24 protein-coding genes are annotated in these 24309 nt (G+C 61.5%); 16 read left to right on the top strand and 8 right to left on the bottom strand.

Annotated features, from left to right (window positions below; translation table 11 throughout):
* Positions 1–61: 61 nt before the first annotated feature.
* The gene (locus E4Z66_RS12040; RefSeq protein WP_136463277.1) at positions 62–1462 is read right to left on the bottom strand and encodes a helix-turn-helix domain-containing protein; all 1401 of its coding nucleotides are present in this window, start codon (positions 1460–1462) and stop codon (positions 62–64) included.
* Positions 1463–1561: 99 nt separating this feature from the next.
* Positions 1562–2782: a multidrug effflux MFS transporter gene (locus E4Z66_RS12035; RefSeq protein WP_136463276.1), complete on the bottom strand. Its 1221-nt coding sequence runs from the start codon at positions 2780–2782 to the stop codon at positions 1562–1564.
* A gap of 192 nt (positions 2783–2974) precedes the next feature.
* Between E4Z66_RS12035 and E4Z66_RS12030 the strand changes: the two genes are divergently transcribed.
* From E4Z66_RS12030 to E4Z66_RS12000, 8 genes are all read left to right on the top strand, one after another.
* Positions 2975–4507, top strand: a complete 1533-nt coding sequence (locus E4Z66_RS12030; protein WP_136463275.1) for an acyl-CoA carboxylase subunit beta — start codon at positions 2975–2977, stop codon at positions 4505–4507.
* A gap of 3 nt (positions 4508–4510) precedes the next feature.
* Positions 4511–4855 carry a hypothetical protein gene (locus E4Z66_RS12025; protein WP_136463274.1) on the top strand — a complete coding sequence of 115 codons (345 nt, stop codon included), beginning with the start codon at positions 4511–4513 and terminating at the stop codon, positions 4853–4855.
* The gene (locus E4Z66_RS19880; RefSeq protein ID WP_246036003.1) at positions 4855–5424 is read left to right on the top strand and encodes a DUF6497 family protein; all 570 of its coding nucleotides are present in this window, start codon (positions 4855–4857) and stop codon (positions 5422–5424) included. The genes E4Z66_RS12025 and E4Z66_RS19880 overlap by 1 nt, the downstream gene beginning before the upstream one ends.
* A 214-nt stretch (positions 5425–5638) precedes the next feature.
* A complete protein-coding gene (locus E4Z66_RS19675) occupies positions 5639–5782 on the top strand; it encodes a hypothetical protein (RefSeq protein ID WP_168797790.1) in 144 nt (47 codons plus the stop codon).
* A 63-nt stretch (positions 5783–5845) separates the two neighbouring features.
* Positions 5846–6196, top strand: coding sequence for a hypothetical protein (locus tag E4Z66_RS12015; RefSeq protein WP_136463273.1), 351 nt, complete (start codon positions 5846–5848; stop codon positions 6194–6196).
* 343 nt (positions 6197–6539) lie between these two features.
* Positions 6540–6746 carry a hypothetical protein gene (locus E4Z66_RS12010; RefSeq protein ID WP_136463272.1) on the top strand — a complete coding sequence of 69 codons (207 nt, stop codon included), beginning with the start codon at positions 6540–6542 and terminating at the stop codon, positions 6744–6746.
* Between the two features lie 111 nt (positions 6747–6857).
* On the top strand, positions 6858–7061 hold the full coding sequence (locus E4Z66_RS12005; RefSeq protein ID WP_136463271.1) for a hypothetical protein: 204 nt from the start codon (positions 6858–6860) through the stop codon (positions 7059–7061).
* 119 nt (positions 7062–7180) lie between these two features.
* Entirely contained in the window at positions 7181–9226 is a 2046-nt protein-coding gene (locus tag E4Z66_RS12000; protein ID WP_136463270.1) for an acetyl-CoA carboxylase biotin carboxylase subunit, read from the top strand.
* Positions 9227–9331: 105 nt separating this feature from the next.
* Here E4Z66_RS12000 and E4Z66_RS11995 read toward each other — a convergent pair whose 3' ends face one another.
* Positions 9332–9790, bottom strand: a complete 459-nt coding sequence (locus E4Z66_RS11995; protein ID WP_136463269.1) for a DUF4174 domain-containing protein — start codon at positions 9788–9790, stop codon at positions 9332–9334.
* Between the two features lie 159 nt (positions 9791–9949).
* Between E4Z66_RS11995 and E4Z66_RS11990 the strand changes: the two genes are divergently transcribed.
* From E4Z66_RS11990 to E4Z66_RS11960, 7 genes are read left to right on the top strand one after another with little or no spacing between them, the layout of a single operon-like run.
* On the top strand, positions 9950–10888 hold the full coding sequence (locus E4Z66_RS11990; protein WP_136463268.1) for a hypothetical protein: 939 nt from the start codon (positions 9950–9952) through the stop codon (positions 10886–10888).
* Positions 10854–12980, top strand: a complete 2127-nt coding sequence (gene scpA, locus E4Z66_RS11985; RefSeq protein WP_136463267.1) for a methylmalonyl-CoA mutase — start codon at positions 10854–10856, stop codon at positions 12978–12980. The genes E4Z66_RS11990 and scpA overlap by 35 nt, the downstream gene beginning before the upstream one ends.
* A 58-nt stretch (positions 12981–13038) precedes the next feature.
* Positions 13039–13656 (top strand): VOC family protein, encoded by a 618-nt coding sequence (locus tag E4Z66_RS11980; protein WP_136463266.1) that lies wholly within the window; start codon positions 13039–13041, stop codon positions 13654–13656.
* The gene (locus E4Z66_RS11975; RefSeq protein WP_136463265.1) at positions 13653–14123 is read left to right on the top strand and encodes a GNAT family N-acetyltransferase; all 471 of its coding nucleotides are present in this window, start codon (positions 13653–13655) and stop codon (positions 14121–14123) included. Before E4Z66_RS11980 ends, E4Z66_RS11975 begins: the two co-directional genes overlap by 4 nt.
* A 44-nt stretch (positions 14124–14167) precedes the next feature.
* On the top strand, positions 14168–14863 hold the full coding sequence (locus E4Z66_RS11970) for a molecular chaperone DjiA (RefSeq protein ID WP_136463264.1): 696 nt from the start codon (positions 14168–14170) through the stop codon (positions 14861–14863).
* Entirely contained in the window at positions 14844–15926 is a 1083-nt protein-coding gene (locus tag E4Z66_RS11965; protein ID WP_136463263.1) for an endonuclease/exonuclease/phosphatase family protein, read from the top strand. Before E4Z66_RS11970 ends, E4Z66_RS11965 begins: the two co-directional genes overlap by 20 nt.
* Before the next feature lie 51 nt (positions 15927–15977).
* On the top strand, positions 15978–16391 hold the full coding sequence (locus E4Z66_RS11960) for a hypothetical protein (protein WP_136463262.1): 414 nt from the start codon (positions 15978–15980) through the stop codon (positions 16389–16391).
* 24 nt (positions 16392–16415) lie between these two features.
* Here E4Z66_RS11960 and E4Z66_RS11955 read toward each other — a convergent pair whose 3' ends face one another.
* The 5 genes from E4Z66_RS11955 to E4Z66_RS11935 all read right to left on the bottom strand — a co-directional run bounded on the left by E4Z66_RS11955 (position 16416) and on the right by E4Z66_RS11935 (position 22729).
* Positions 16416–17975 (bottom strand): Ppx/GppA family phosphatase, encoded by a 1560-nt coding sequence (locus E4Z66_RS11955; protein WP_136463261.1) that lies wholly within the window; start codon positions 17973–17975, stop codon positions 16416–16418.
* A 119-nt stretch (positions 17976–18094) separates the two neighbouring features.
* Entirely contained in the window at positions 18095–20269 is a 2175-nt protein-coding gene (locus tag E4Z66_RS11950; RefSeq protein WP_136463260.1) for an RNA degradosome polyphosphate kinase, read from the bottom strand.
* 51 nt (positions 20270–20320) lie between these two features.
* Positions 20321–20992 carry an AAA family ATPase gene (locus E4Z66_RS11945; RefSeq protein WP_136463259.1) on the bottom strand — a complete coding sequence of 224 codons (672 nt, stop codon included), beginning with the start codon at positions 20990–20992 and terminating at the stop codon, positions 20321–20323.
* Entirely contained in the window at positions 20992–22059 is a 1068-nt protein-coding gene (locus E4Z66_RS11940) for an AI-2E family transporter (RefSeq protein WP_136463258.1), read from the bottom strand. The genes E4Z66_RS11945 and E4Z66_RS11940 overlap by 1 nt, the downstream gene beginning before the upstream one ends.
* 154 nt (positions 22060–22213) lie before the next feature.
* On the bottom strand, positions 22214–22729 hold the full coding sequence (locus E4Z66_RS11935; RefSeq protein ID WP_136463257.1) for a fasciclin domain-containing protein: 516 nt from the start codon (positions 22727–22729) through the stop codon (positions 22214–22216).
* Positions 22730–22887: 158 nt separating this feature from the next.
* On the opposite strand from E4Z66_RS11935, the gene E4Z66_RS11930 reads away from it, so the two are divergent.
* Positions 22888–24294, top strand: a complete 1407-nt coding sequence (locus E4Z66_RS11930; RefSeq protein ID WP_246036002.1) for an MATE family efflux transporter — start codon at positions 22888–22890, stop codon at positions 24292–24294.
* Positions 24295–24309: the final 15 nt, after the last annotated feature.

Here is a 24309-nt window from a genome sequence, read left to right as displayed (position 1 = left end):
GTCGCAATATCGGAAAAGAAGGGCGCGCCTTGGTGCGCCCTTTGTCATTTCGGCGCGCGGATTACCCGACGCGATAGGGCAGCACGTCACGCTGATCAGGATCGACCTCCAGCGGCCGTTCCAGCGGCGGAACCGAGCGTTGATGGCAATTGGTGCGCTCGCAAATCCGGCAGGAAATGCCAATCGGTTCAAAGGCTTCGGCGCGGGTGATGTCCATCCCGTTAGCATAGACCAGCTCTTCGGCATGAGCGACCTCACATCCCAGCGCGATCGCATAACGGCGCACCGGCGCACCGTAGCGCCCGGCGGATTTCGTCACATCCCGCGCAATGGAGATATAGCGCACCCCATCGGGCGTTTCGGCCAATTGGCGCAGAAACTGGCCGGGGGTCTCGAAGGCGCGGTGAACATTCCACAACGGGCACGCCCCGCCAAAGCGCGCGAATTGCAGCCGCGTGGCAGAGTGGCGCTTGGTGATGGTTCCGGCCTGATCGACGCGCACGAAGAAGAACGGCACACCCTTGGCACCCGGCCTTTGCAACGTGGACAGCCGATGCGCGACCTGTTCGATGGAGGCGCCGAAGCGGGTCGAAAGCGCCTCAAGGTCGTGGCGGCTTTTGCGGGCGGCATCAAGGAATTTGCCATAGGGCATCAGCGCGGCCCCGGCGAAGTAATTGCCAAGGCCGATCTTTGCGATGGCGCGGGCCTCGTCGCTTTTGAACCGGGCCAGATCAAGCGTCGCTTCCAGCAGGGCGTTCTGCGTCAGCAGCGCGACTTGCAGCAACAACTGGAAAGTCTGGGTTTCGGGCGTGGCCAGCGCCGACAGGGTCAGGACTTTCTTTTGCGCATCATAGCGGCGCAGCATTTCGGCCTCTTCAAACTGGACGCGAATGCCCGCATTGCCCAGACGCGCCACAGCGGCGACCCGGATGCTTTTCAACCCGCCATCCTGCCCGGCGAAATGCTCTGCCGCGCGATCCACGGCGTCGATATAGTTGTCGCAGTAATGGAAGAAGTCGCGCACTTCTTCCCATGCGCTGGGCTGCGCCTGCGCGCCGTCGCGTCCCAGGGCTTCGTCAAGCGAAGCGAGCCGTTCGTGGGTTTGCCGGTACGACCGGTGCAGTTCGATGAAGGCGCGGGCAAGGGCAGGGGCGTTGGAGGCCGTCAGCCTCAGATCGGCCAGCGGCGGCGCATCCCCCTTGAACAGCGGGTCGGCCAGTGCCTCGCGCATATCGCTGACCAGACGTTCGCCATCCCCTTGCGAAAGCTCGGTCACGTCGATCCCGAACTCCGTCGCCAGCGCCAGCACCACGGCAGAGGACACCGGGCGGTGGTTGTTTTCCATCTGGTTCAGATAGGGCAGGGATACCTTGAGTTTGCTCGCGAAATCCTTCTGGGTCAGCCCGATCCGCGTGCGGAATTCCCGCAGTTTCACCCCGGCATAAAGCTTCTGTGTCGACATGAATGGCCCCCGAGACTTTGCAACTTTGCAGGCCTCGCACGCTAACTTTGCAAAGCCCTCAGCGCAAGTTTTCCCAAACGTCGTTAAAGCGGGGTTAAATCAGCCGTGGCCCGAGACCTGTTTTTCGCGCCGGATCGTCAATGTGATCGCCACGATTGCCAGAACGCCGGTCAGGAATTGCAGCCAAAGCAGCGGAAAGGCTCCGGTTTCGGGCGTCAGCAGCAGGCCGGTCAACTGACCCAGCATCGCGCCGCCCGCCAGCATGATCGCGCCGCCAAGGCCGGACGCCGTTCCCGCCAAGCGCGGGCGGACGGAGAGCATCCCCGCAGTGGCGTTGGGAATGGCCAGCCCATTGCCGAGGCCAACAAAGGTCATGAAGAAAAAGAACGTGAAGACAGAGCCATAGCCCGCATAGGACACGACAAGGGACGCTGTGATGCCAACGATATTTCCGATGCAGCCCCACATGATCATGCGGTTGACGCCAAAGCGGATGGTGAAGCGCCCGGTCAGGTAGTTGCCTAGGAAATAGCCGATGGCAGGTGCGCCGAAATAGACACCAAGTTCGGCCGAGGACAGGCCGTAGACCTGCGTGCCAACGAAGGGGGCGCCGCCGAGATAGGCAAAGAACGCGCCCGAGGTGAAGGCCGCTGCCGCGCAATAGCCCCAGAAGCGCCGGGCCGACAGAAGTTCGGGGTACTCGCGGTATTGCTGGCCAAGTGTCAGGCCAGAGCTGCTGACGGTTTCGCCCTGATCGGCCCAGACCAGCACGAAAGTCAGCGCGCCCAGCACGAAGAGGAACCAGAAGCTAGCCCGCCAGTCATATGCCTGATCGAGGAACCCGCCGATGGCCGGGCTGATCATCGGCACGACCGCCATGCCCATGGTGACATAGCCGATCATCGACGCCGCTTGGTCTTGTGAGTAAAGGTCGCGCACCGTGGCCCGGCTTAGTACCATGCCCACGGCCATCATCGCCTGCAAGGTACGGCAGATCAGGAATACGCCCGCAGTCGGGGCATAGATGCAGCCCAGCGTTGCCAGCAGAAATCCGATCGTGCCCAGCAGGATCACCGGGCGGCGGCCGAACTTGTCCGACAACGGGCCGATAAACACCTGCAAGACCGCACTGGCCGCAAGATAGATGGAGACCGACATCTGCATGACCCAGTATTCCGTGTCGAAATACGCGGTCATCCCGGGCAGGGACGGCAGGAACATGTTCATGACCATCGCGGACATGCCCGATAGCAGGATCAAGGTTCCGATGTGAGGTGGGGTCGTTCTGTCTAGGAAACGAACCGGGGCAAACTGGCTCATGCCTCGTGATGTAGAACTGCAACCGCAGCATGTCCATCAGCCAATTTCCGCGACGTCACGTGACAATCCGAACTTTGCAGATTTGCAATTTGCAAAGCGTCCTATGCATAAACTTTGCAAATTAGCCGGAAAATACTGTCCTGCGGCGTGTTGCGGCTGTAGGTTGCCGAAAATTCTACGGGAGGAGCCCCCATGAAGGACATTCTGAGCGAACTCGAAGATCGGCGTGACGGTGCGCGTCTTGGCGGCGGTCAAAAGCGTATCGATGCCCAGCACGGTCGCGGCAAGCTGACAGCGCGAGAGCGTATTGATCTGCTGCTCGACGAAGGCTCCTTCGAAGAGTTCGACATGTTCGTCACCCATCGCTGCACCGATTTCGGGATGGAACAGCAAAAGCCCGCAGGGGACGGCGTCGTGACTGGGTGGGGCACCATCAACGGTCGCCAAGTCTATGTCTTCAGCCAGGATTTCACGGTTCTGGGCGGCTCTGTTTCCGCGACCCATGCGGCCAAGATCGTCAAGATCATGGATATGGCGATGGAAAACGGCGCGCCGGTGATCGGGATCAACGATTCCGGCGGTGCGCGTATTCAGGAAGGCGTCGACAGCCTTGCTGGCTACGGCGACGTCTTCGAGCGCAACATCCGCGCCTCTGGCGTTGTGCCGCAGATCTCCGTGATCATGGGCCCCTGCGCGGGCGGCGCTGTCTATTCGCCCGCGATGACGGATTTCATCTTCATGGTGAAAGACAGCTCCTACATGTTCGTCACCGGCCCCGATGTTGTTAAAACCGTGACGAATGAGCAGGTTACGGCAGAAGAGCTTGGCGGGGCGTCGACCCATACCAAGAAATCTTCTGTCGCCGATGGCGCGTTCGAAAACGATGTCGAGGCGCTGGCGGAAGTGCGCCGCTTGGTGGATTTTCTTCCGCTCAACAACCGCGAAATGCCCCCGGTGCGCCCGTTCTTCGACGATCCGGCGCGGGTGGAAAACAGCCTTGATACGCTGGTCCCGGAGAACCCGAACCAGCCCTACGACATGAAGGAACTCATCCTGAAACTCGCCGATGAGGGCGATTTCTACGAGATTCAGGAAGATTTCGCCAAGAACATCATCACCGGCTTCATTCGCCTCGAAGGGCGCACGGTGGGCGTCGTGGCAAACCAGCCAATGGTTCTGGCCGGGGTTCTGGACATCGACAGTGCCCGCAAGGCGGCGCGTTTCGTGCGCTTCTGCGACTGCTTTGAAATCCCGCTGCTGACGCTTGTGGACGTGCCGGGCTTCCTGCCGGGCACCAGCCAGGAATATGGCGGCGTCATCAAGCACGGGGCCAAGCTGCTTTACGCATATGGTGAGGCGACGGTGCCAAAAGTCACGGTCATCACCCGCAAAGCCTATGGCGGTGCCTATGTCGTGATGGCGTCCAAGCATCTGCGCGCCGATTTCAACTATGCCTGGCCGACGGCGGAAGTCGCGGTTATGGGCGCGAAAGGCGCGACCGAGATTATTCACCGCGGGGATCTGGGCGATCCGGAAAAGATCGCGCAGCACACGAAGGATTACGAAGATCGCTTCGCCAACCCCTTCGTCGCGGCAGAGCGTGGCTTTATCGACGAAGTGATCATGCCGCATTCCACCCGCAAGCGCGTCGCGCGGGCCTTTGCCAGCCTGCGCAGCAAGAAACAAAAGCTGCCATGGAAGAAGCACGATAACATCCCGTTGTAAGCCATGGGGCAGCCGCGCTGGCATATTCTGCGGGATGGGGAGGCGGTGATCCTTTGCCGCCACCTGCCGCCACGTTTCGATATGACGGCGCGTACAGTGCTGCCCGGCGGATCAGCGGTTCGGCTCGCCCATCAAATCCGGCAGGATATGTGGCGCGCGTTGCAGCGGGTGCGTGGGTTTTCCCCGGTGGTGCGGCTGACCCCGATTTCGGCGGGCTGGCAGGTGGAGGCAGGCGGGCGCGTCCCGGCCGCAAACGAAGACTTGGTGGCGCAGGTTCAAGCTGTGCTGGACGACAAGCAGCGCCGCACGCGCTGGGTGCAATTCGCGCAAAGAGGGGAGGGCGCTTGATGATGACATTCGGACAGACAGCAGCCCGCCGCGCATATGTCGGCGCATCACGCGATTGCATAAATGCGATTCTTTCCGGAGGCTTGGCGCGACGCTCCGGCACTGAGTTTACAAAAAGCAACTTACACCGCGCGCGTGGAGTTATCCACAGCTGCGCCGCAGCCCTTGGTGGAGGAACCGCGAAAGCGGTCCAAGGCTGCGCCTTATTCCTGGCCCTGTCGCAAGGGGCCGCTGCAATGGACCTGCCGTCTGGCGTGTCCGCGGACTTGCAGGAGGTGCTGATCGACACGGTTGGCAGCGAAACTTGGATCCGCTTCCGCTTTATCGCGCCGAAAATCGCCCGCGACAGCGACTCGGCCCCGGATTTCGCCATGCTGGAACCGGATTTCTCGCATCTGTGCGTGAATCTGGCTGTGCCATACCTGCAGAACTACGAGCTGGAGCCGGACAAGGTTGTGATTTCCATGTCTGATCGCGCGGTGAAATTCGGGCTGTCTGACCCGGACGCCACCCAGTATTTCGAGCAGTTTCGCGTCGAAAAGGGCGACTGCATATGGGAGGGGTTCTGATGCTTCCACAACATGTTGCGGCGTTAATCTCTTGTGGACAAGTTTGTGGTGATTTTCCGCCACAGACTGGGGCTGCCACCTGTCCTGCATATCATTCAAAGCGCGTTTCGCGTATCTTGGGCGTTGTGAATCCGGTTGGAGTCACACCCTCAGAGTTGAGGCAGGCAGGGCCTACGTGCCCGTTTGCGCTTTGGAACAATGACAGGAGAAACAGATGTCCAAGAGCATTAAACTTCTCGCGGTATTCGGCCTCGTTGCCGGGCTGGCCGCATGCGCCCAAGAAGAGACGGAAGAGTTCGTCGTGGTCGAGCCTGAGCCGATCTCGTCCGAACCTGTCTACACAGGTAAATACAAGTAAGACCCTTTCGGGCCGGGCCTTCGGGGCCGGTCCACTCCGCCTCTCCGCAATGGAGGGCGCAAAATGCTGAAGCATCGCGGTTTTCCGGGCCGCCTTTCCGGCACCGATTTCCAGTTCACCATCCGTCGCCCGAATCCGCGCGGCGTGACCCCACTGACCCGGCGAGAGCGGTTTCGTGACAGAAAGGCCGCCGATCGGCGTGCCGATACCGCCTTTCTTGCCGCCCTGTGGGAGCATTTCGGCGACGCCCCGTTTGAGCGCGGTAATCTTGATGCCGGGCGGATCAGCTGGCTCTTTGGCCGCGAGGTCGTGCCAGCAGAAGACCCTTTCGATCCAGAGAGTTACGATGCCCTGTTGCGCATAGATGTTGCGGTCGCCCGTGCAGCTTTCCCCGATATTTTCGAGGATGAGTAAGCATGAAGTCGCCTAACTACAGGTTGAATAGGCAATTCTCGGCTGATTTTCGCCAATCCTTGTCGCGCGGCTTGGAAAAAGGTTTGAAAAGGTTAACTTTGAGTTGTGCGGATCAAGGATTGCTACCACGACCGAGGTTCGCGCTATTTTTACGTACCCCTTCCCCTCATGGGCAGCTTATGTCCCCCAGACATAAGCTGCCCACATTCGTTCTAGAGGGTAAGCCGTTGACTTGGCGGGCTTTCGCCGGTTTCTCCACAGGTAGTGAATTGTTATTGGTCGACGCGGCGCGTATAGTCGCGGCAGAGGCAAACAACATAATCGCTCAAGAAGGGCTAACAAGATGCAGTTCAAGGCATGGATCATTGCCGCAGCCGGTCTGGCAGGGCTGGCGGCATGTGGAGATACCATTACAGATCAAGCGCTTGTCGGTGCAGGTGCCGGCGCAGCAACAGCGGTTGTTCTGGATGGCAAGCTGTTCACTGGCGCGGTCGTCGGCGCCGCTGGGAACATGCTGTATTGCCAGACCAACCCCGGCAAATGCCAATAAGCCACTAAGCACCAGTCTGCCGGCTCGAGGGGCATGCGCAGATCGGGTTTGGGAACCTTTCGCGGGGCTCCGCGTTGTCTCGTTGAAGATCAACGCAAAGGAGTTCCCGCCATGTCCATCAAGATCCCGGCCATTCTTAGTGCAGCCCTTCTGTCCCTCGCCGCATGTGGCGACACGACGGGCGAACGCGCAATTTTCGGCGCTGGTGCCGGTGCAGGCGCGGCTGCGGTCGTCAACGCCAACCCGGTCACGGGTGCGGCCGTCGGTGCTGCGGCAAACCTCGCATATTGCCAAACCTATCCTGAACGCTGCTGATCGCGCACGCGACGCGGCTTCACGACCTGTTTTCAACCTGCGTCCCTTGCCGGGACGCGGGTTTTTCTTTGCCCAAGCGCACCTGCGCGGGCCCTCCGAACAACAATGGGAAGTCGCAAATGTTCAATAAAATCCTGATCGCCAACCGAGGAGAGATTGCCTGCCGGGTCATCAAGACGGCGCGCAAGATGGGCATCAAGACCGTCGCGATCTATTCGGATGCGGATAAGCACGCGCTGCATGTGAAAATGGCGGATGAGGCGATCCATATCGGCCCACCGCCCGCGAACCAGTCCTATATCGTCATCGACAAGGTGATGGCGGCGATCAAGGAAAGCGGCGCCGAAGCAGTTCACCCCGGCTATGGCTTCCTGTCCGAGAACGCGAAATTCGCCGAGGCGCTGGCCGCCGCCGGTGTCGCCTTTATTGGCCCGCCGCAGGGCGCGATCGAAAGCATGGGCGACAAGATCACCTCCAAGAAGATCGCACAGGACGCCGGGGTGTCGACCGTTCCGGGCTATATGGGCCTGATCGAAGACGCGGAAGAAGCGGTCAAGATCTCCAACGACATCGGTTATCCGGTGATGATCAAGGCCTCCGCCGGGGGCGGCGGCAAGGGGATGCGGATCGCCTGGAATGATGACGAGGCCCGCGAAGGTTTCCAATCCTCCAAGAACGAGGCGGCAAACTCTTTCGGCGACGACCGTATCTTTATCGAAAAGTTCGTCACGCAGCCGCGTCACATCGAAATTCAGGTTCTGTGCGATACCCATGGCAACGGCGTTTACCTGCACGAACGTGAATGTTCGATCCAGCGCCGCAACCAGAAGGTCGTCGAAGAAGCGCCCAGCCCGTTCCTGGATGAAGCGACACGCAAGGCGATGGGAGAGCAATCTCTCGCTCTGGCCCATGCGGTTGGCTATGCCAGCGCCGGGACCGTGGAATTCATCGTCGATGGCGACAAGAACTTCTACTTCCTTGAAATGAATACACGTTTGCAGGTGGAACACCCGGTGACGGAGCTGATCACCGGCGTCGATCTGGTGGAGCAGATGATCCGCGTCGCGGCAGGTGAAAAGCTGCCGATGAAGCAGGAAGACCTGACGATCAACGGCTGGGCGATCGAGAACCGGCTTTACGCCGAAGACCCCTATCGCAACTTCCTGCCGTCGATCGGGCGTCTGACCCGTTATCGTCCCCCGATGGAAGTTGCCGCAGGTCCGATGCTGGATGCGGGCACATGGCATGATGATGCCCCGTCCGGGGAGACAGGCGTGCGGAACGATACCGGCGTCTTCGAAGGCGGCGAAATCTCCATGTACTATGACCCGATGATCGCCAAGCTATGCACTTGGGGCGCGGATCGTGCCGCAGCGATTGAGGCGATGCGCGTCGCCCTGGACCGGTTTGAGGTCGAGGGCATCGGCCACAACCTGCCATTCGTGGCCGCGGTCATGGATCATCCCAAATTTGTCAGCGGTGACATGACCACCGCCTTCATCGCCGAGGAATATCCCGACGGATTCGATGGCGTGACGCTGGACGAGGGCGAACTCAAGCGCGTGGCGGCGGCCTGCGCGGCGATGCACCGGGTTGGCGAAATCCGCCGGACCCGCGTTTCTGGCCGCATGGACAATCATGAACGCAAGGTTGGCGCGGACTGGAATGTCGCCTTGCAGGGCCAAAGCTATGACGTGGTGATCGCGGCGGATGCGGATGGCTCCACCGTGCGGTTCCCCGACGGGACAGAGCACCGGGTCGAAGGCGACTGGACGCCGGGCAATCCGCTGGCCGATATGCTGGTCGATGGCGCGCCGCTGGTTCTGAAGGTTGGCAAGATTTCCGGGGGGTTCAACATTCGGACCCGCGGGGCGGAGTTGAAAGTGCATGTGCGCTCTCCGCGCCAGGCGGAACTGGCGAAACTGATGCCGGAAAAACTGCCGCCCGATACGTCAAAGATGCTGCTTTGCCCGATGCCCGGTCTGATCGTGAAGGTCGATGTGGAAGTCGGACAAGAGGTGCAGGAAGGCCAGGCGCTGTGCACCGTCGAAGCGATGAAGATGGAAAACATCCTGCGGGCCGAACGCAAGGGCGTCGTGTCCAAGATCAACGCATCGGCAGGCGACAGCTTTGCCGTGGATGATGTCATCATGGAGTTCGAATAACACCATGCACGGGGCGTGCGCGCCATATGAAGCGGCAGCGTGTGGTCCAGCGGGCCATGCGCAGCTTCGGCGGGGCGGTCAAAGCCTTGCCGCTGCCGGGGCTGGCTACTGGCGCGCGCGTTCTTTCTCTTCCCGGATTTCCAACTGCCGGATCGGCATCTTGTCGATGGATCGTGTGATTTCCCGGACGTCCCATGGGGCGGGCTTGCGCAATTGCACACGGCCCTCCTTGCTCATGATCACAAGGGCAAACCCATTGGGGCGCAGCTTTTTGCGCATCGCCGACAGGTTCGACGGATCGGTATCGGTCAGCACCACGACATCGCGCGACATCAATGCCTCGGGCCGGGTGCGCAGCATCTCCATCTGCTCGGAAAAGGCGGGATCGAATTCGCTATCGGCAAAGACGATGACCGGGCGTTTCTTCCAGACAAATTCGCTCAAATCCCCGGCATATTCTGTTTGGAACAGGGCGTCGGGATCGGTTTTCTCCCCATCGGCGGCGCTGGATGCCGACGCGAAAAGGGCCGTGAAAACAAGGCTTAAGAGGGATGTGCGGAGCATCTTCATAAAATTCAATATAAGCCGCGTGCGCGCGATTGCGACCACGAAAAGCACTATGCACTGCGTTAATGTTAACGAAAGGGGGGCGTGCCAATGATACGGCAAATTCCCCTTGTTGCGTCGGTTGGGACGGCGCGATCACGAAGGCAGTGTCGAACTATGGATGTTATTTTGCATATCGGGGCCCATCGCACCGGGTCGACTACGTTTCAGGCTTACATGCGTCAGAATACCGATGTGCTGGCGAAGTCCGAAATCGCTTTTTGGGGGCCGCGGCGGACCCGAAATGGTCTGTTCAGCGGCTTGATCCCGGAACAGGCCAAGGCGAAACCTGCCAAAAAGGCGCAGGATCGGGCCGAAGGGCGCGTTCAATTGCGGCTGGCGCAGGCGGAACAATCGGGCAAGACGGCACTGATCCTGAGCGATGAAAACATGCTCGGTTCGGTGCGTGGCAATATCCGTGACATGGCGCTTTATCCGCAAACGGCCGAGCGTTTGGCGCATTTTGCACGGGCTTTCGATGGCAAGATCACCCGCATTGCGATGTCGATCCGCGCGCAGGACCGGTACTGGTCCTCGGCCATCGCCTATGGCGTGATGCGCGGCCACCCAATTCCCGGCCGCGACAAGCTGCGCAGCATCGCGTCTTCGCAGCGTAGCTGGCGCGATGTGATTACCGACCTGTCAGAGGCGCTGCCCGGCGTGGAAATCAACGTCATGCCGTATGAGAGTTTCTACGCCAACCCGCGCGCGCTGCTGTCGCAGGCGGGCAAGCTCGATGTGCCGCTCAAGGGCGATTACGAATGGCTGAACCGCGCGCCGGACCTGCCGACGCTGCGCCAGACTTTGAAAGACCGGGGCCAGTCCGTCACGAAGCTGCCGGACGGGGAGGGCATGTGGGAAATGTTCTCCGACGAACAACGCGCGTCGATGCGCGAAAAATATAACGATGACCTGTTCTGGCTCCTTCAAGGCGCAGACGGTCACGCAACACTGACAGAAGAAGCCATGCCGCGCGATAGAGGCTTAGCCCGACACGCGGCCGAAGTGAGAGGACACTTGGATGACGAAGAAGGACGCCTGGACGAAACTGGCTGAGGCGGAACTGCGCGGGCGCGCGGTCGATGATCTGACGTGGAACACGCTGGAAGGCATCCCCGTTCAGCCGCTTTATACCGAAGAAGACATCGAAGGGCTGCCGCATCTTGGCACCATCCCGGGGGAGGCCCCCTTCACCCGTGGCGTGAAGGCGACGATGTATGCGGGGCGTCCTTGGACAATCCGCCAATATGCGGGCTTCTCGACAGCCGAAGAATCCAACGCCTTCTACCGCCGCAACCTCGCGGCCGGTCAGCAGGGCGTTTCGGTTGCCTTCGATCTGGCCACCCACCGCGGCTATGACAGCGACCACGAACGTGTGGTTGGCGATGTCGGCAAGGCGGGCGTGGCCATCGACAGCGTCGAGGACATGAAAATCCTCTTTGACGGCATCCCCCTCGACAAGGTCTCTGTCTCCATGACGATGAACGGCGCGGTGATCCCGATCCTCGCCAGCTTCATTGTTGCGGGAGAGGAGCAAGGCCATGATAAAAGCCTGTTGGCCGGGACCATTCAGAACGACATTCTGAAGGAATTCATGGTTCGGAACACCTACATTTACCCGCCCGAACCGTCGATGCGGATCATCTCGGATATCATCGAATACACGTCGAACGAGATGCCGAAATTCAACTCCATCTCGATCTCCGGCTATCATATGCAGGAAGCGGGCGCGAACCTCGTACAAGAGCTGGCCTATACCATCGCCGATGGGCGTGAATACGTGCGCGCCGCGCTTGAAGCGGGCATGGATGTGGACAAATTCGCCGGGCGGCTGTCCTTCTTCTTTGCCATCGGAATGAACTTCTTCATGGAAATCGCCAAGCTTCGCGCCGCGCGGACGCTGTGGCACCGCGTGATGACAGAATTCGGTGCCAAGTCAGAACGCTCCAAGATGCTCCGCACGCATTGCCAGACCTCGGGTGTGTCGCTGCAAGAGCAAGACCCCTATAACAACGTGATCCGCACCGCCTATGAGGCGATGAGCGCGGTTCTGGGCGGCACCCAGTCGCTGCACACCAACGCGCTGGACGAAGCCATCGCGCTGCCCACCGATTTCTCCGCCCGGATCGCGCGCAACACGCAGTTGGTGCTGCAAGAAGAAACCGGCGTCACCAAGGTCGTCGATCCGCTCGCCGGCTCTTACTATATCGAAAGCCTGACCAACGATCTGATCGAGAAAGCCTGGGCCTTGATGGAAGAGGTCGAGGAAATGGGCGGCATGACGAAGGCGGTCGCCTCTGGCATGCCCAAACTGCGTATCGAGGAAACCGCGGCGCGCCGTCAGGCCATGATCGACCGTGGCGAAGAGGTGATCGTCGGCGTCAACAAGTACCGCAAGGATAAGGAAGACCCGATTGACATCCTCGACGTGGACAACATGGCGGTGCGCGAAAGCCAGATCGCGCGGCTTAAGACCATCCGCAGCACCCGCGATCAGGCGGCTTGCGATGCGGCCTTGGCCGAACTGACCCGCCGCGCCGAAGAGGGCGGCAACTTGCTTGAAGGGGCGGTCGAAGCCGCCCGGGCGCGCGCGACAGTGGGAGAAATCAGCATGGCGATGGAGAAAATCTTTGGGCGTCACCGGGCCGAGGTCAAGACGCTCGCCGGTGTCTATGGCGCGGCCTATGAGGGCGACGAGGGCTTCGCGGCCATCCAGAAATCGGTGGACGAATTCGCCGAAGACGAAGGCCGCCGTCCGCGTATGCTTGTCGTCAAGATGGGCCAAGATGGCCATGACCGCGGCGCGAAAGTGATCGCGACCGCCTTTGCCGATATCGGCTTTGACGTGGATGTCGGCCCGCTGTTCCAGACCCCGGAAGAGGCCGCGCAGGACGCAGTCGACAACGACGTTCATGTGATCGGGATTTCCAGTCAGGCGGCCGGGCATAAGACACTCGCGCCGCAGCTGGTGGCCGCGCTCAAGGCGCAGAATGCCGAGGATATCATCGTGATCTGTGGCGGGGTCATCCCGCAACAAGACTATGAATTCCTGTATGAAAACGGTGTTAAGGCGATCTTTGGTCCGGGTACCAATATTCCCGAAGCCGCGCAGGATATCCTGCGCCTGATCCGCGAGGCCCGCGCCTGACCGGCGTGCGGTTGCGCGGCTCGATGCGGATTGCGGACGGATCAGGAAGGGCCAGCCCATGATCGAACTGGATCACATCGCCATCGGGGGGGAGACCCTCGCCGAGGCGACCGCTTGTGTAGAGGACGCGCTGGGCGTGCCCTTGCAGCCCGGCGGCGAACATGCGGTGTTTCACACCCATAACACGCTGCTCGGTCTGGAAGACGGGCTTTATCTGGAGGCGATCGCGGCGAACCCGAATGCGCCCCAGCCAGATCGCCCGCGCTGGTTTGATCTGGATCGGTTTTCCGGCGCTGCGCGGCTAAGCAACTGGATCTGCCGCACCCCGAACCTGACAGACACGCTGGCGGATATCCCGATGGAATTGGGGGCGCCGGTGGATCTGGAACGGGGGACGCTGCGCTGGCGCATGGCGGTGCCGTCGGATGGTATTTTACCCTTCGACAACACCGCACCGGCCCTGATCGAATGGCAGACGGATCAGCATCCGGCGACGCGTCTCGCGCAGCAGGGGGTGCGGCTGACGCGCCTGACCGTTCGTCACCCTGAGGCAGCGGCCCTGTCCGCCACGCTTGCGGGGCAGCTAAAGGACGACCGCATCGCATTTGAAACCGGTTCGGCAGCGCTGGCGGCCGAGTTCGACACACCGCACGGGCGCAGGGTCATCGGCCCGTGATCCGCCGGGCAACACCTCAAGACGCGGAGGCGATCACCGCCATTTGGAACCCGGTCATCCGGGACAGCACGATCACCTTCACCACGGTTCAGAAAACGCCCGAAGAGATTGCGCAGATGATCGAGGCGCGCCCGGTTTTCGTGGCCGCGCCTGCCGGTCAGGTCGCGGGTTTCGCCAGCTTTGGCCCGTTTCGCGGCGGGCCCGGGTATACCCATGTGGCAGAGCATACCGTCATGGTCGCACCCGGCGCCCATGGGCAGGGGATCGGCCGCGCGCTGATCCGCGCCGTCATGGCTGAGGCGAAAGGACGCTCCATCGATATTCTGGTGGCCGGAATCAGCGGCGACAACGCGGCAGCGGTCGAATTCCACACCGCGCTTGGCTTTGAAATCGTTGGGAAAATGCCGGGTGTTGGTCGAAAATTCGGCGACGTTCTTGATCTTGTGCTGATGCAGAAAAACATCTGAGGTCGCGCACTGACACTGCCGCACGGTCAGGCTAGACTGGGGGCATGTCGATTTGGTCCCGTATCTCCGAGGCGCTCTCTGCCCTGACCAGTGGTGAAAGTCTCACCGCTGTTTTCGACCGCCTGCGCACCCCGCCAGAGCGGTCGGTGGCGTTCACTATCGCGGTGATTGCGCTTGGCGCGAAGATGGCCAAGGCCGACGGGCAGGTGACGCGGGATGAGGTCACCGCCTTTCGCGAGGTGTTCCACATCTCGGACAAGGACGAGGCGGGCGCGGCCAAGGTGTTCGATCTGGCGCGTCAGGACGTGGCGGGGTTCGAGGAATACGCCCTGCGCATTCGCGGCATGTTCGAAGGCCATCCGCAGACCCTGACCGATCTGGTAGAGGGGCTGTTCCACATTGCGTTGGCCGATGGTGTCTATCACCCGAACGAGGACGCGTTTCTTGAACGGGTGGCCGAGATTTTCGACCTACCCGAAGCAGAATACCGGTCGCTGCGGGTGCGCTTCATCCCCGACGAAGAACCCGATCCGCATGACGTGTTGGGCGTGCCCAGCGATGCGACGATGGAAGAGATCCGCGCGGCGTGGCGCCAGCTTGTGCGCGACAACCACCCCGATGCCCTTTATGCACGTGGCCTGCCCGAAGAAGCGCGCAAGATCGCCGAGAAACGGATGATCGACATCAACCGCGCGTGGGAACGCCTGTCGGAAAAAGCTGATGCGCATCGCGACCTATAACGTCGAATGGTTTTCCTCTCTCTTTGATGCGGCGGGGGGGCTGCTGGTCGATGATGAATGGTCGGCGCGCTATAACGTGACGCGGGCGCAGCAGATCGAAGCGCTGGGCATTGTGTTCACGGCGCTGGACGCGGATGCGGTGATGATCATCGAAGCGCCGGACAATTCGCGCCGGTCCAACACGGTGGCCGCGCTGGAAACCTTCGCGCAGACCATGGGGCTGCGGGCGAACAAGGCCGTGATGGGGTTTTCCAACGATACGCAGCAGGAAATCGCGCTGCTATACGATCCGAACGCCTTGAGCGCGCGGCATGACCCCATCGGGCCGGAAACGGGCAAGAAGGGCGGTCATGGCGCACCGCGTTTCGATGGCAGCTTCCGCATCGATCTGGACGTGGACGCGACCGAGGATATCGTCACCTTTTCAAAACCGCCGCTAGAACTGGACATCACGACGCGCGGTGGCACGCGATTGCGGATGATCGGCGCACATCTCAAATCCAAGGCGCCGCACGGGGCACGCAATGCCGCCGATGCGATGCGGATTTCCATCGCGAACCGGCGCAAGCAACTGGCGCAGGCGATCTGGTTGCGGGGCCGGGTGGATGAGCATCTGTCCGCGGGTGAATCGCTGATCGTGCTGGGCGATCTCAATGACGGTCCCGGCCTTGACGAATACGAGGACCTGTTCGGGCGCTCTTCGGTCGAGATCGTGATGGGCCGCAACGGTGACACACGGCTTTTCGATCCCCATGCCCGCCGGGCCTTGGGGCGCAAACTGTCGGCGCAGCCCACCACCGCAAGATTCTGGATCAGGCCGGAAAAGCGGTTCCTGCAAGCCCTGCTGGACTATGTAATGATCTCGCCCGACCTGATGGCAAAGCGTCCGGTCTGGCGCATCTGGCACCCGCTGGACGATCCCGCCTGCTGGGCGGTGCCGGAATTGCGCGACGCGCTGGTGATGGCGAGCGATCATTTCCCGGTCTCGCTGGATATCGATATCGACGGCGCACCTGATCCCGGCGCTGCCATCCTGACGCAGGACGATACCGCCGCGCCATGAGTTTTGGCGGGCAGGGGTCACATTTCGGGCAAGCATGGCTATATTCAACATATGCGACGGATCAGTTTAATCATCGCCGTGACCTTGGCCTGTGCCGCGCCCGTCCACGCGCAGGATACGGGCACACAGGACGGCGCAGCGGAAGGCGGGCTTAGCCTGATTGAACGCGGCGCGCGACTGTTCATGGAAGGTATGCTCAAAGAGATTGAGCCAGCCTTTGAGCAGATTGGCCCGGCCTTCAAGGAATTCGTGGACGAGATGGGTCCGGCCTTTGTCGACCTGCTGGATCAGGTCAAGGATTGGTCCGCCTATCACCCGCCCGAAATGCTGGACAACGGGGACATCATCATGCGCCGCAAGGTCGAGCCGCCCGTGCAAGATGACCCTATGCAAGATGACCCCGTGCCGGAAGATCGCGGGCCGAACGCCCCCACCGCGAACCAGGACACCCCGATCGATATCTGACCGCGCGCCCTTGGGCGGGCCGGTTCATTCGATCAGAAGTTCCCCATCTGCATAGACGCGCGGTTCGACACCCATGGATTTGCACAGGGACCGCAGCCGCGCCTCGGCAACCTCGCCAAACAGCGAACGCCCGGATTTCGACAGGCGCAGTTCCACGCGGCCTTCGTCTTTCATCACGGTGAATTCGCCCAGATCGGACGCATCATTGAGCCAAAGCATCGCGCCAAAGCGCATTGCCTTGCCAAGGATTTCCGCCTCGACCTGCAACTCTTCGGGGATCAGATTGAACAGGTCTTCAAACCGGGTGCCGTCCCGCTTGTTGGAATAACGGTGCAGCAACGCCAGCCCCAGATAGACACGCTCCGAATGCTTCAGCCCGCCCAGATTGGCGCGGGTCGCGTTGTCAAAGCACAGCTCGGCCCGATAGTCGGGATGCGCGCGCCACGTCACATCATGCAGCAGGCACGCGGCCTGAATGATCCGCCAACGGGTTTCCGGCACACCTTGAAAGAGCGGACGGATAAAGTCGTAAAGCTGCGCGCCAAAGCCGGGCAGGCGGGCATCTTTGCTTTCCGCGAAGTGACATGCTTCGATCAGCGGGTCGCGGTCGCGCAGGCGTTGCGGCATTTGTTCATACAGCATCCCCTCGCGGATACCGTAGGAAGAGATCGCGATATCCTTCGGCTTGAACTGCCGCACGATTTCGCCCAGCACCTCGGCTGCAATCGGCACCAGATCCATCCGCGAAGAAGACACCCCCGCCGCAAGCCGGATTTCCTCGGGATCGCCGGTCAGGATATATTCGACCGTCTTGGTGACAGAGGCTGCGTCCATCCGGTATTCGTGCAGCACATGCAGCGGGTATTTCTGGCGCAGCATGTCGATCCGCGCGATGGCCCGCCATGAGCCACCGACAAGAAACAACCGGTCGCGCTGCTCGCCCATCTGCTTTTTGAGATCGGCCAGCGTCTTGCGGATATGGGCCTTGCGGCCGCTTTGGCCCCCTTTGAGATCGCGCAGCTTCAGCGGACCAAGATTGGAGGTCACCCGGCGGCCAACCTCGCCGTCGGAAATCTCCGCCAGTTCCATGGAAGAACCGCCGATATCGCAGATAAGCCCATAGGCACCGGGCCAGCCCAAGAGCACACCCTGCGCGGACAGGCGGGCCTCTTCCTCGCCATTGATCACCCAGATTTTCAGGCCGGTCTTTTTCTCGACCATCTCGACGAATTCCGGCCCGTCTTCGGCGTCGCGCATCGCCGCGGTGGCAACCACGTTGAGATCGGGCAGGCCCATCCGGTCCGCCAGCGCCTTGAAGCGGACCATCGCCGCCATTGCCCGTTCGCGCCCCAGCGGGTTCAGCTTGCCCGTCTGGCTGACGCCCGCGCCAAGCGCACACATGATCTTTTCGTTGTAGAAATAGGCCGGACTGCGCGCGGCCCCGTCGAAGACGACCAACCGGACAGAGTTCGACCCCACATCGACCACGCCGACACGCGACAGGGCGCGCACGGACGGATCATCAAACAACGGGGTGGTGAAGGGGACGGGGTCGTCTGAGGAGCGATCTGACTGAATGTTCATAACGCGCATTTGATTGAGGTTAACAAGCTATGCGCGATCCGCCGGTCTTGGTCAATGCGCGGATTGGTTCAGATTTTCATCGGGCGGGCAGGGGCGCATCACGCCCCATGCAGGGCGCGCTAATCGTCGGTATGGGTAAGCTTGGGCACGTCCGACGCCCCGGCAGAGCCACGGCCCGACAGGGAGGGGTTCTCCATGAAGAAGCGGTGGCAGGAAAACGCGAATTTTCCACGTGGCAGCGCAGGGCGGCTGAAGCTGCCATCGGGGGCCATCACCCAGCTTTGCGCCACATCGGCAAGGTTCGCGGCCATGATCTGGCTGACGATCTGCGCTTTGACGGTGGGGTTCTCGATCTCCACCAATGTCTCGACCCGGCGGTTCAGGTTGCGCCCCATCCAATCGGCCGAGGACATGAACACACGCGCTTTCTTGGAGGGCAGGCCATGCCCGTTGCCGTAGCAGACGATGCGCGAATGTTCGAGGAACCGGCCCACCACCGATTTGACGCGGATATTGTCGGACAACCCCTTGATGCCCGGTCGCAAGCCGCAAATCCCGCGAATGACGAGGCTGATTTTCACACCGGCCTGACTGGCCTTGTAAAGCGCGTCGATCACTTCGGGGTCGATGAGCGAGTTCATCTTGGCCCAGATCGCCGCAGGGCGTCCGGCGCGGGCATGTTCGGCCTCGGCCTCCATCAGCTCGATCAGGCGGGACTTGAGAGAAATCGGGGAAATCGCAAGGTTCTCAAGGCTTTCGGGCTGTGCATAGCCCGACAGGTAGTTGAACACCTTGGTCGCGTCGCGTCCCAGCCCCGGATCGCAGGTGAAAAGCGACAGGTCGGTATAGATGCGCGCGGTGATCGGGTGGTAATTGCCGGTCCCGTAATGGGTATAGGTCACCAGCTTGTCGCCTTCACGGCGCACCACGGTCGAGATTTTGGCGTGAGTCTTGAGGTCGATGAACCCATAGACCACATGCGCGCCTGACCGTTCCAGCCGGCGTGACTGGCGGATATTGGCGGCCTCGTCGAAGCGGGCCTTGAGTTCGACCAGCGCGGTAACGGATTTGCCATCCTCGGCCGCTTCGCACAGCGCCTCGACAATGGGAGAGTTCTTGGACGTGCGATAGAGCGTCTGCTTGATCGCCACCACATTGGGATCGCGCGCAGCCTGTTGCAGGAAGCGCACCACCATGTCGAAAGTCTCATACGGGTGGTGCAGCAGCATGTCCTTCTGGCGGATGGCTGCGAACATATCGCCATCATGGTCCAGCACCCGTTCGGGCACGCGCGGCGTGAAATTGGGCCAAAGCAGGTCCGGGCGCGCGTCGATCACAAGTTCGGACAGGTCAGCCAGCCCGATCATGCCGTCCTGTTCAAAGACCTCGTCCGGATTGACATGCAACTGGTCCATGATGACCTTCAGCAGGGCTTGCGGCGCGCCGGAGGAATGGGTCATCCGCACGACCTCGCCCCGGCGGCGGCGCTTCAACGCGACTTCGAATTCGCGCACCAGATCTTCGGCCTCGTCCTCGACCTCCAGGTCGCTGTCGCGCAGCACCCGGAAGGCGAAATTGGCCTTCAGCACATACCCCGGAAACAGCCGCGAGATGTTCAGCAGCAGAACCTCTTCCAGCGACACGAAGCGGTGCTTTCCTGCCGGCGCCGGCAAGGAGATGAACCGATCGATCTGCGCGGGGATCGGCAGGATGGCCTGAAGCGCCTTCTTGTCCTTTTTCCGCTCAAGCTCCAGCGCGAGGCAGAAGCCGGTATTGGGGATGAACGGGAAGGGATGCGCCGGATCGATGGCCAGCGGCGACAGGACCGGAAACACCTGTTCAAGGAAGACTTCTTCAAGGAACTCCTTGTCCTTGGCGGTTACCTGCCGTGGGGCCAGAAGTGCGATCCCAGCGGTTTTCATCGCCGCCACAAGCGACGCTAGAACCGTTTGCTGATGTTGCAGAAGTTTGCGCGCGTCGTCGTTGATCAGCTCAAGTTGCTGGGTCGGGGTCAGGCCGTCGGCGGCGGGCGTCGTAATGCCTTCCTTGCGCAATTCGCGCAGGCCCGCGACGCGCACGGTGTAGAATTCATCAAGGTTGTTGGCCGAAATCGACAAGAAGCGCAGCCGTTCAAGCAGCGGCACTTTGGGGTTCTCGGCCTCTTCCAGAACCCGCCAGTTGAAGCCGATCCAGCTGAGTTCGCGGTTCCAGAAGCGACCCGGGCCGCTCAGGTCGATATCGTCGACGCTTATCGCTTCGGGAAAGTCGGCATTCAGGAAATCAGTCTGTGTCATACCGGTCCTTTAGGCGCAGCGTGTGACGGTTCGGTGAAAACAATCAACCGATTACAGGGTGTTGTCCAGAATATCCGCCGCAAGTCTGCGGGTAACGGGCTTTTTGCGGGCAATGGATTCCGCGTCGATCCGGGCCACGGTGTCGCGCGCCGCGTCAAAAGACCGGTCGATCCGCGACACGAGGTACTGAATGACATTGGGCGGCGGCATGATCTGGCGATCCGCAAAGAGCTTCGCGATCACGGCAGACAGGAGCGTATCGTCCGGCGCCGCAAGCTCTGCCGAAGTGGCCCCCTGAAGGCGGCTTTTGAGGTCCGGCAGGCTTAGCGGCCAGCCCGCAGGCACCACATCCCCGGTGAACATCAGGCTGTGCCCATTGGCCAGCACCAGATTGTGCAGATGGAAAAGCGCGGTTTCGCGTGCGAGGTCGCCGGCGATGTCGGTGACATCCTCGACCGCCACCGGCCCTTCGGCAAGGGCGGGGATGTCGTCTTCTGCCACCGCGCTGGCCTGAATGATCCGCGCCCCCGACCGGGCCGCCCATGCATGGGCCAGGTGGGTCTTGCCCGACCCGGCAGGCCCGCTCAGCAGCAGCTTGCCGCCCTGCCAATTGGGCCAGGCATCCAGCAGCGCAACTGCCAAGGCGTTGGAGGGCGCGACCAAGAAGTCGTCTCGACCCAGCGCGGTGATGCCGGGCAGGTCCAATCCAAGCTGCTGGGGCATTACAGGTCGTCCTGCTCCGACACACCGCGATAGAGGCGGCTGTCTTTATATTGCTCGACGCTGAACCGTGCGAGGACGCCAAGCGCAGCGGCCAAAGGCACGGCGACCAGCATCCCGATAAAGCCGAACAGCATCCCGAAGACCGACAATGCCAGCAGCAGCCAGACCGGGTGCAGCCCGACGCTGTCACCGACCAGCTTGGGTGTCAGCAGATTGCCTTCGATGAACTGACCGGCAAAGAAGATCGCGGCCACCAGACCGATGGAAACCCAATCCCCCCAGAACTGGAACAGCGCCAGCCCCAAGGCCAGCGCGCCGCCGATCATCGCGCCCAGATAGGGGATGAAGGTCACAAGCCCCGCGACGAAGCCGACCACAAGGCCGAATTGCAGCCCCACGGCCATCAGCGCGACCGCGTAATAGGTGCCAAGGATCAGGCAGACCGTCCCCATGCCGCGCACGAAAGATGCCAGCGTCTTGTCGATATCGGCGGCAAGGCGGCGGATCACCGGGGCATGGTCGCGCGGCAGCAGTTTGTCCACCTGCGCCACCATTCGGTCCCAGTCGAGCAGCAGATAGACCGCCACCACCGGCACGATCACGAACAGCAGCACCACGTTCATCAGCGACGCGGCCGAGGTGATGAGGGTGTTCAAAAGCTCGCCACCCCGGCTTTGGATCGTCTCGCCAATCGATTGCAGCGAAGTGCGCAGGGTCGATCCTTCGACCAGCAGTGTCGGGAAACGTTCAGTCAGGAATGTGGTGAAATCCTTCACCAGTTGCGGCGCGGTGTTGAAAAGCTGCACCGACTGGTTGACAAGCGTCGGCACCACCAACAGGGCCAGCAGAATGAACAGAAGCACCGCCGCGACGGTGATGATCGCGGTGGCAGCGGCGCGGGAGGCGCCCATCGCTTCCAGCCGGTCAGCCACGGGATCGAGGAAATAGGCAATCGCCCCGCCCAGAACGAATGGCAGCAGCACATCGCCCAAAGCCCAGAGCAGCACGAGGAAAACCGCGGCCACGATGCCCCAATATCTCATCTGCTCACGAACGGGCAATGCCATACACTCTCCACCAGCGTTTGATGGTAGACATCGTATTTTTACGGGGAGGATTCAAGCCTGATCGGCCCCGGGCACCCGTATCTGCCGGGGCGGGACACGCAAAAGGGGAGGCCCGCGCGGAGCCTCCCCCTGTCAGTGCTGGAACCGGCCGGGTTTAGTGGCAGGCAGGGCGGTCGCCGGGCAGCAGCACCTTGTCGATCACATGGATCACGCCGTTATCCGCCTGAATATTGGCGATCACAACATTGGCCGACTGGCCGGTGCCATCCGCGATGGACACGCCCGACGCATCCTTGGTGATGCACAGCCGCTCAGAGGCCAGGACCGGTTTGAAATAGTTGGACCCGTTCGGGATCGCTTCGGCGGGTAGGTTGCGGTCATCCACGTGGTAAAGCAGCACATTGGTCAGCTGCTCTTTGTTCTCGGGCTTGAGAAGCGTGTCCACAGTGCCTTCGGGCAGGGCGGCGAAGGCGTCATTGACCGGCGCAAAGACAGTGAAGGGGCCCGGGCCGCTCAGGGTTTCAGCAAGGCCCGCTGCGCTTACAGCAGCCACGAGGGTCGAAAACCGTTCGTCGCCAGCCGCGATTTCGACAATCGAATTGGCGGAGGCCGCCGTGCCCAATGCGATGGCAGCGGCAGTCAGGGCAGCGAATTTCTTGGGGAAGCGCATATCAATGTCCTCATGATTGATCCGATGCCCGTCCGCGGACATCTGCACTGCTTACGGCGGGGGGAACGGGTCGGATGTATGAAATCACGCGGCCGTGAACTTGCGTGAGGGAATATTTGCCTCTTTTCCGGGCAGGTCCGGAAGCGTAAGGGGGCTGTATGACCACCGATATTTCCCACCCACGGCACCAACCGCCGCCGCAATCCGCGACGATGCCGTGGTCGGGGCATGTCCGCGCGATCCTTGTTCTGGGGCTGCCGATTATCGGCACGCATCTGGGGCAGATGGCGATTGGGGTGACCGACACGGTGATGCTGGGATGGTACGGGGCCGAAGCGCTGGCCGCCGTTGGAATCGCGGCGACGCTGCTGCATCTTTTGATGCTGGTCGGCTCCGGCTTTGCGTGGGCGGTGTTGCCCATGGTCGCGGCCTTCGCGGCCGAGGGGAACGAAACGCAGGTGCGGCGCGCCACGCGCATGGGCATGTGGCTGTCGTTGATCTATGGCACACTGGCGCTGCCGCCGTTGATCTTCAGCGGCCCGATCCTGCTGGCGCTTGGCCAGTCCGAGGCAATCGCCGCCGATGCGCAATCCTATCTGCGCATTGCCGGGTGGGGCATCGTTCCGATGTTGCTGGTGATGGTGCTCAAATCCTATCTGGCCGCGTTGGAGCATACGCGCCCGGTTCTTTACATCATCTTGGGTTCTGCGGTGCTGAACGGTCTGTGCAACTGGGCCTTCATCTTCGGCAATTGGGGTGCGCCGGAACTGGGCATTGTCGGGGCGGCATGGGCCTCCAACGCGACGCAACTCTTTGCCCTGATCGGCGTGACCATCTATGCGGTGCGCGCCTTGCCCGAACACCAGCTCTTTGTGCGGCTGTGGAAATCCGATTGGCAAATGTTCCGGCGGGTGTTCTCGCTGGGCTGGCCGATCAGCCTCACGACGCTCAGCGAGGCGGGGCTGTTCTCGGCCTCGGCGCTGATGATGGGCTGGTTGGGAACGATCCCGCTGGCGGCGCATACGGTGGTGGTGCAGCTCGCCTCCATCACCTTCATGGTGCATCTGGGGCTGTCCAACGCTGCGACGGTGCGCGCGGGCAATGCCTTTGGCCGCCGCGACAGGGATCATCTGGTGCGCGGCGTCTGGGTCGTGATGATCATGTCCCTGATGTTCGCAAGCGCGACCGTGGCCGCGTTCCTGCTGATGCCAGAGACGCTGATTTCGATCTTCCTGGATGCGGATGACCCCGCCCTGCCAGAGATCCTCTCCATCGGTATCGTGCTGCTGGCGCTGGGCGCGCTGTTCCAGACCGTCGATGGCGCGCAGGTCATCGCGCTGGGCGCCTTGCGCGGCGTTCAGGACACGCAAATCCCCATGTATATGGCGGCGATCAGCTATTGGGGCGTCGGGATGCCCAGTTCCTATCTGTTCGGCTTCGTGCTGGGCTGGGGCGCGGCAGGGGTCTGGACCGGCCTTGTGACCGGGTTGGCCTGTGCCGCTGTCCTGCTTGTCGGGCGCTTCTGGCGCACCGCATCCAAGCGCGTCACACCGCACAGCGTCTAAGGCGCATCGGCCAAA

This window comes from Aliishimia ponticola (genome assembly GCF_004803475.1).
Classification (GTDB): Bacteria; Pseudomonadota; Alphaproteobacteria; order Rhodobacterales; family Rhodobacteraceae; genus Aliishimia; species Aliishimia ponticola.
This window is presented reverse-complemented; position numbering and strand designations above follow the sequence as displayed.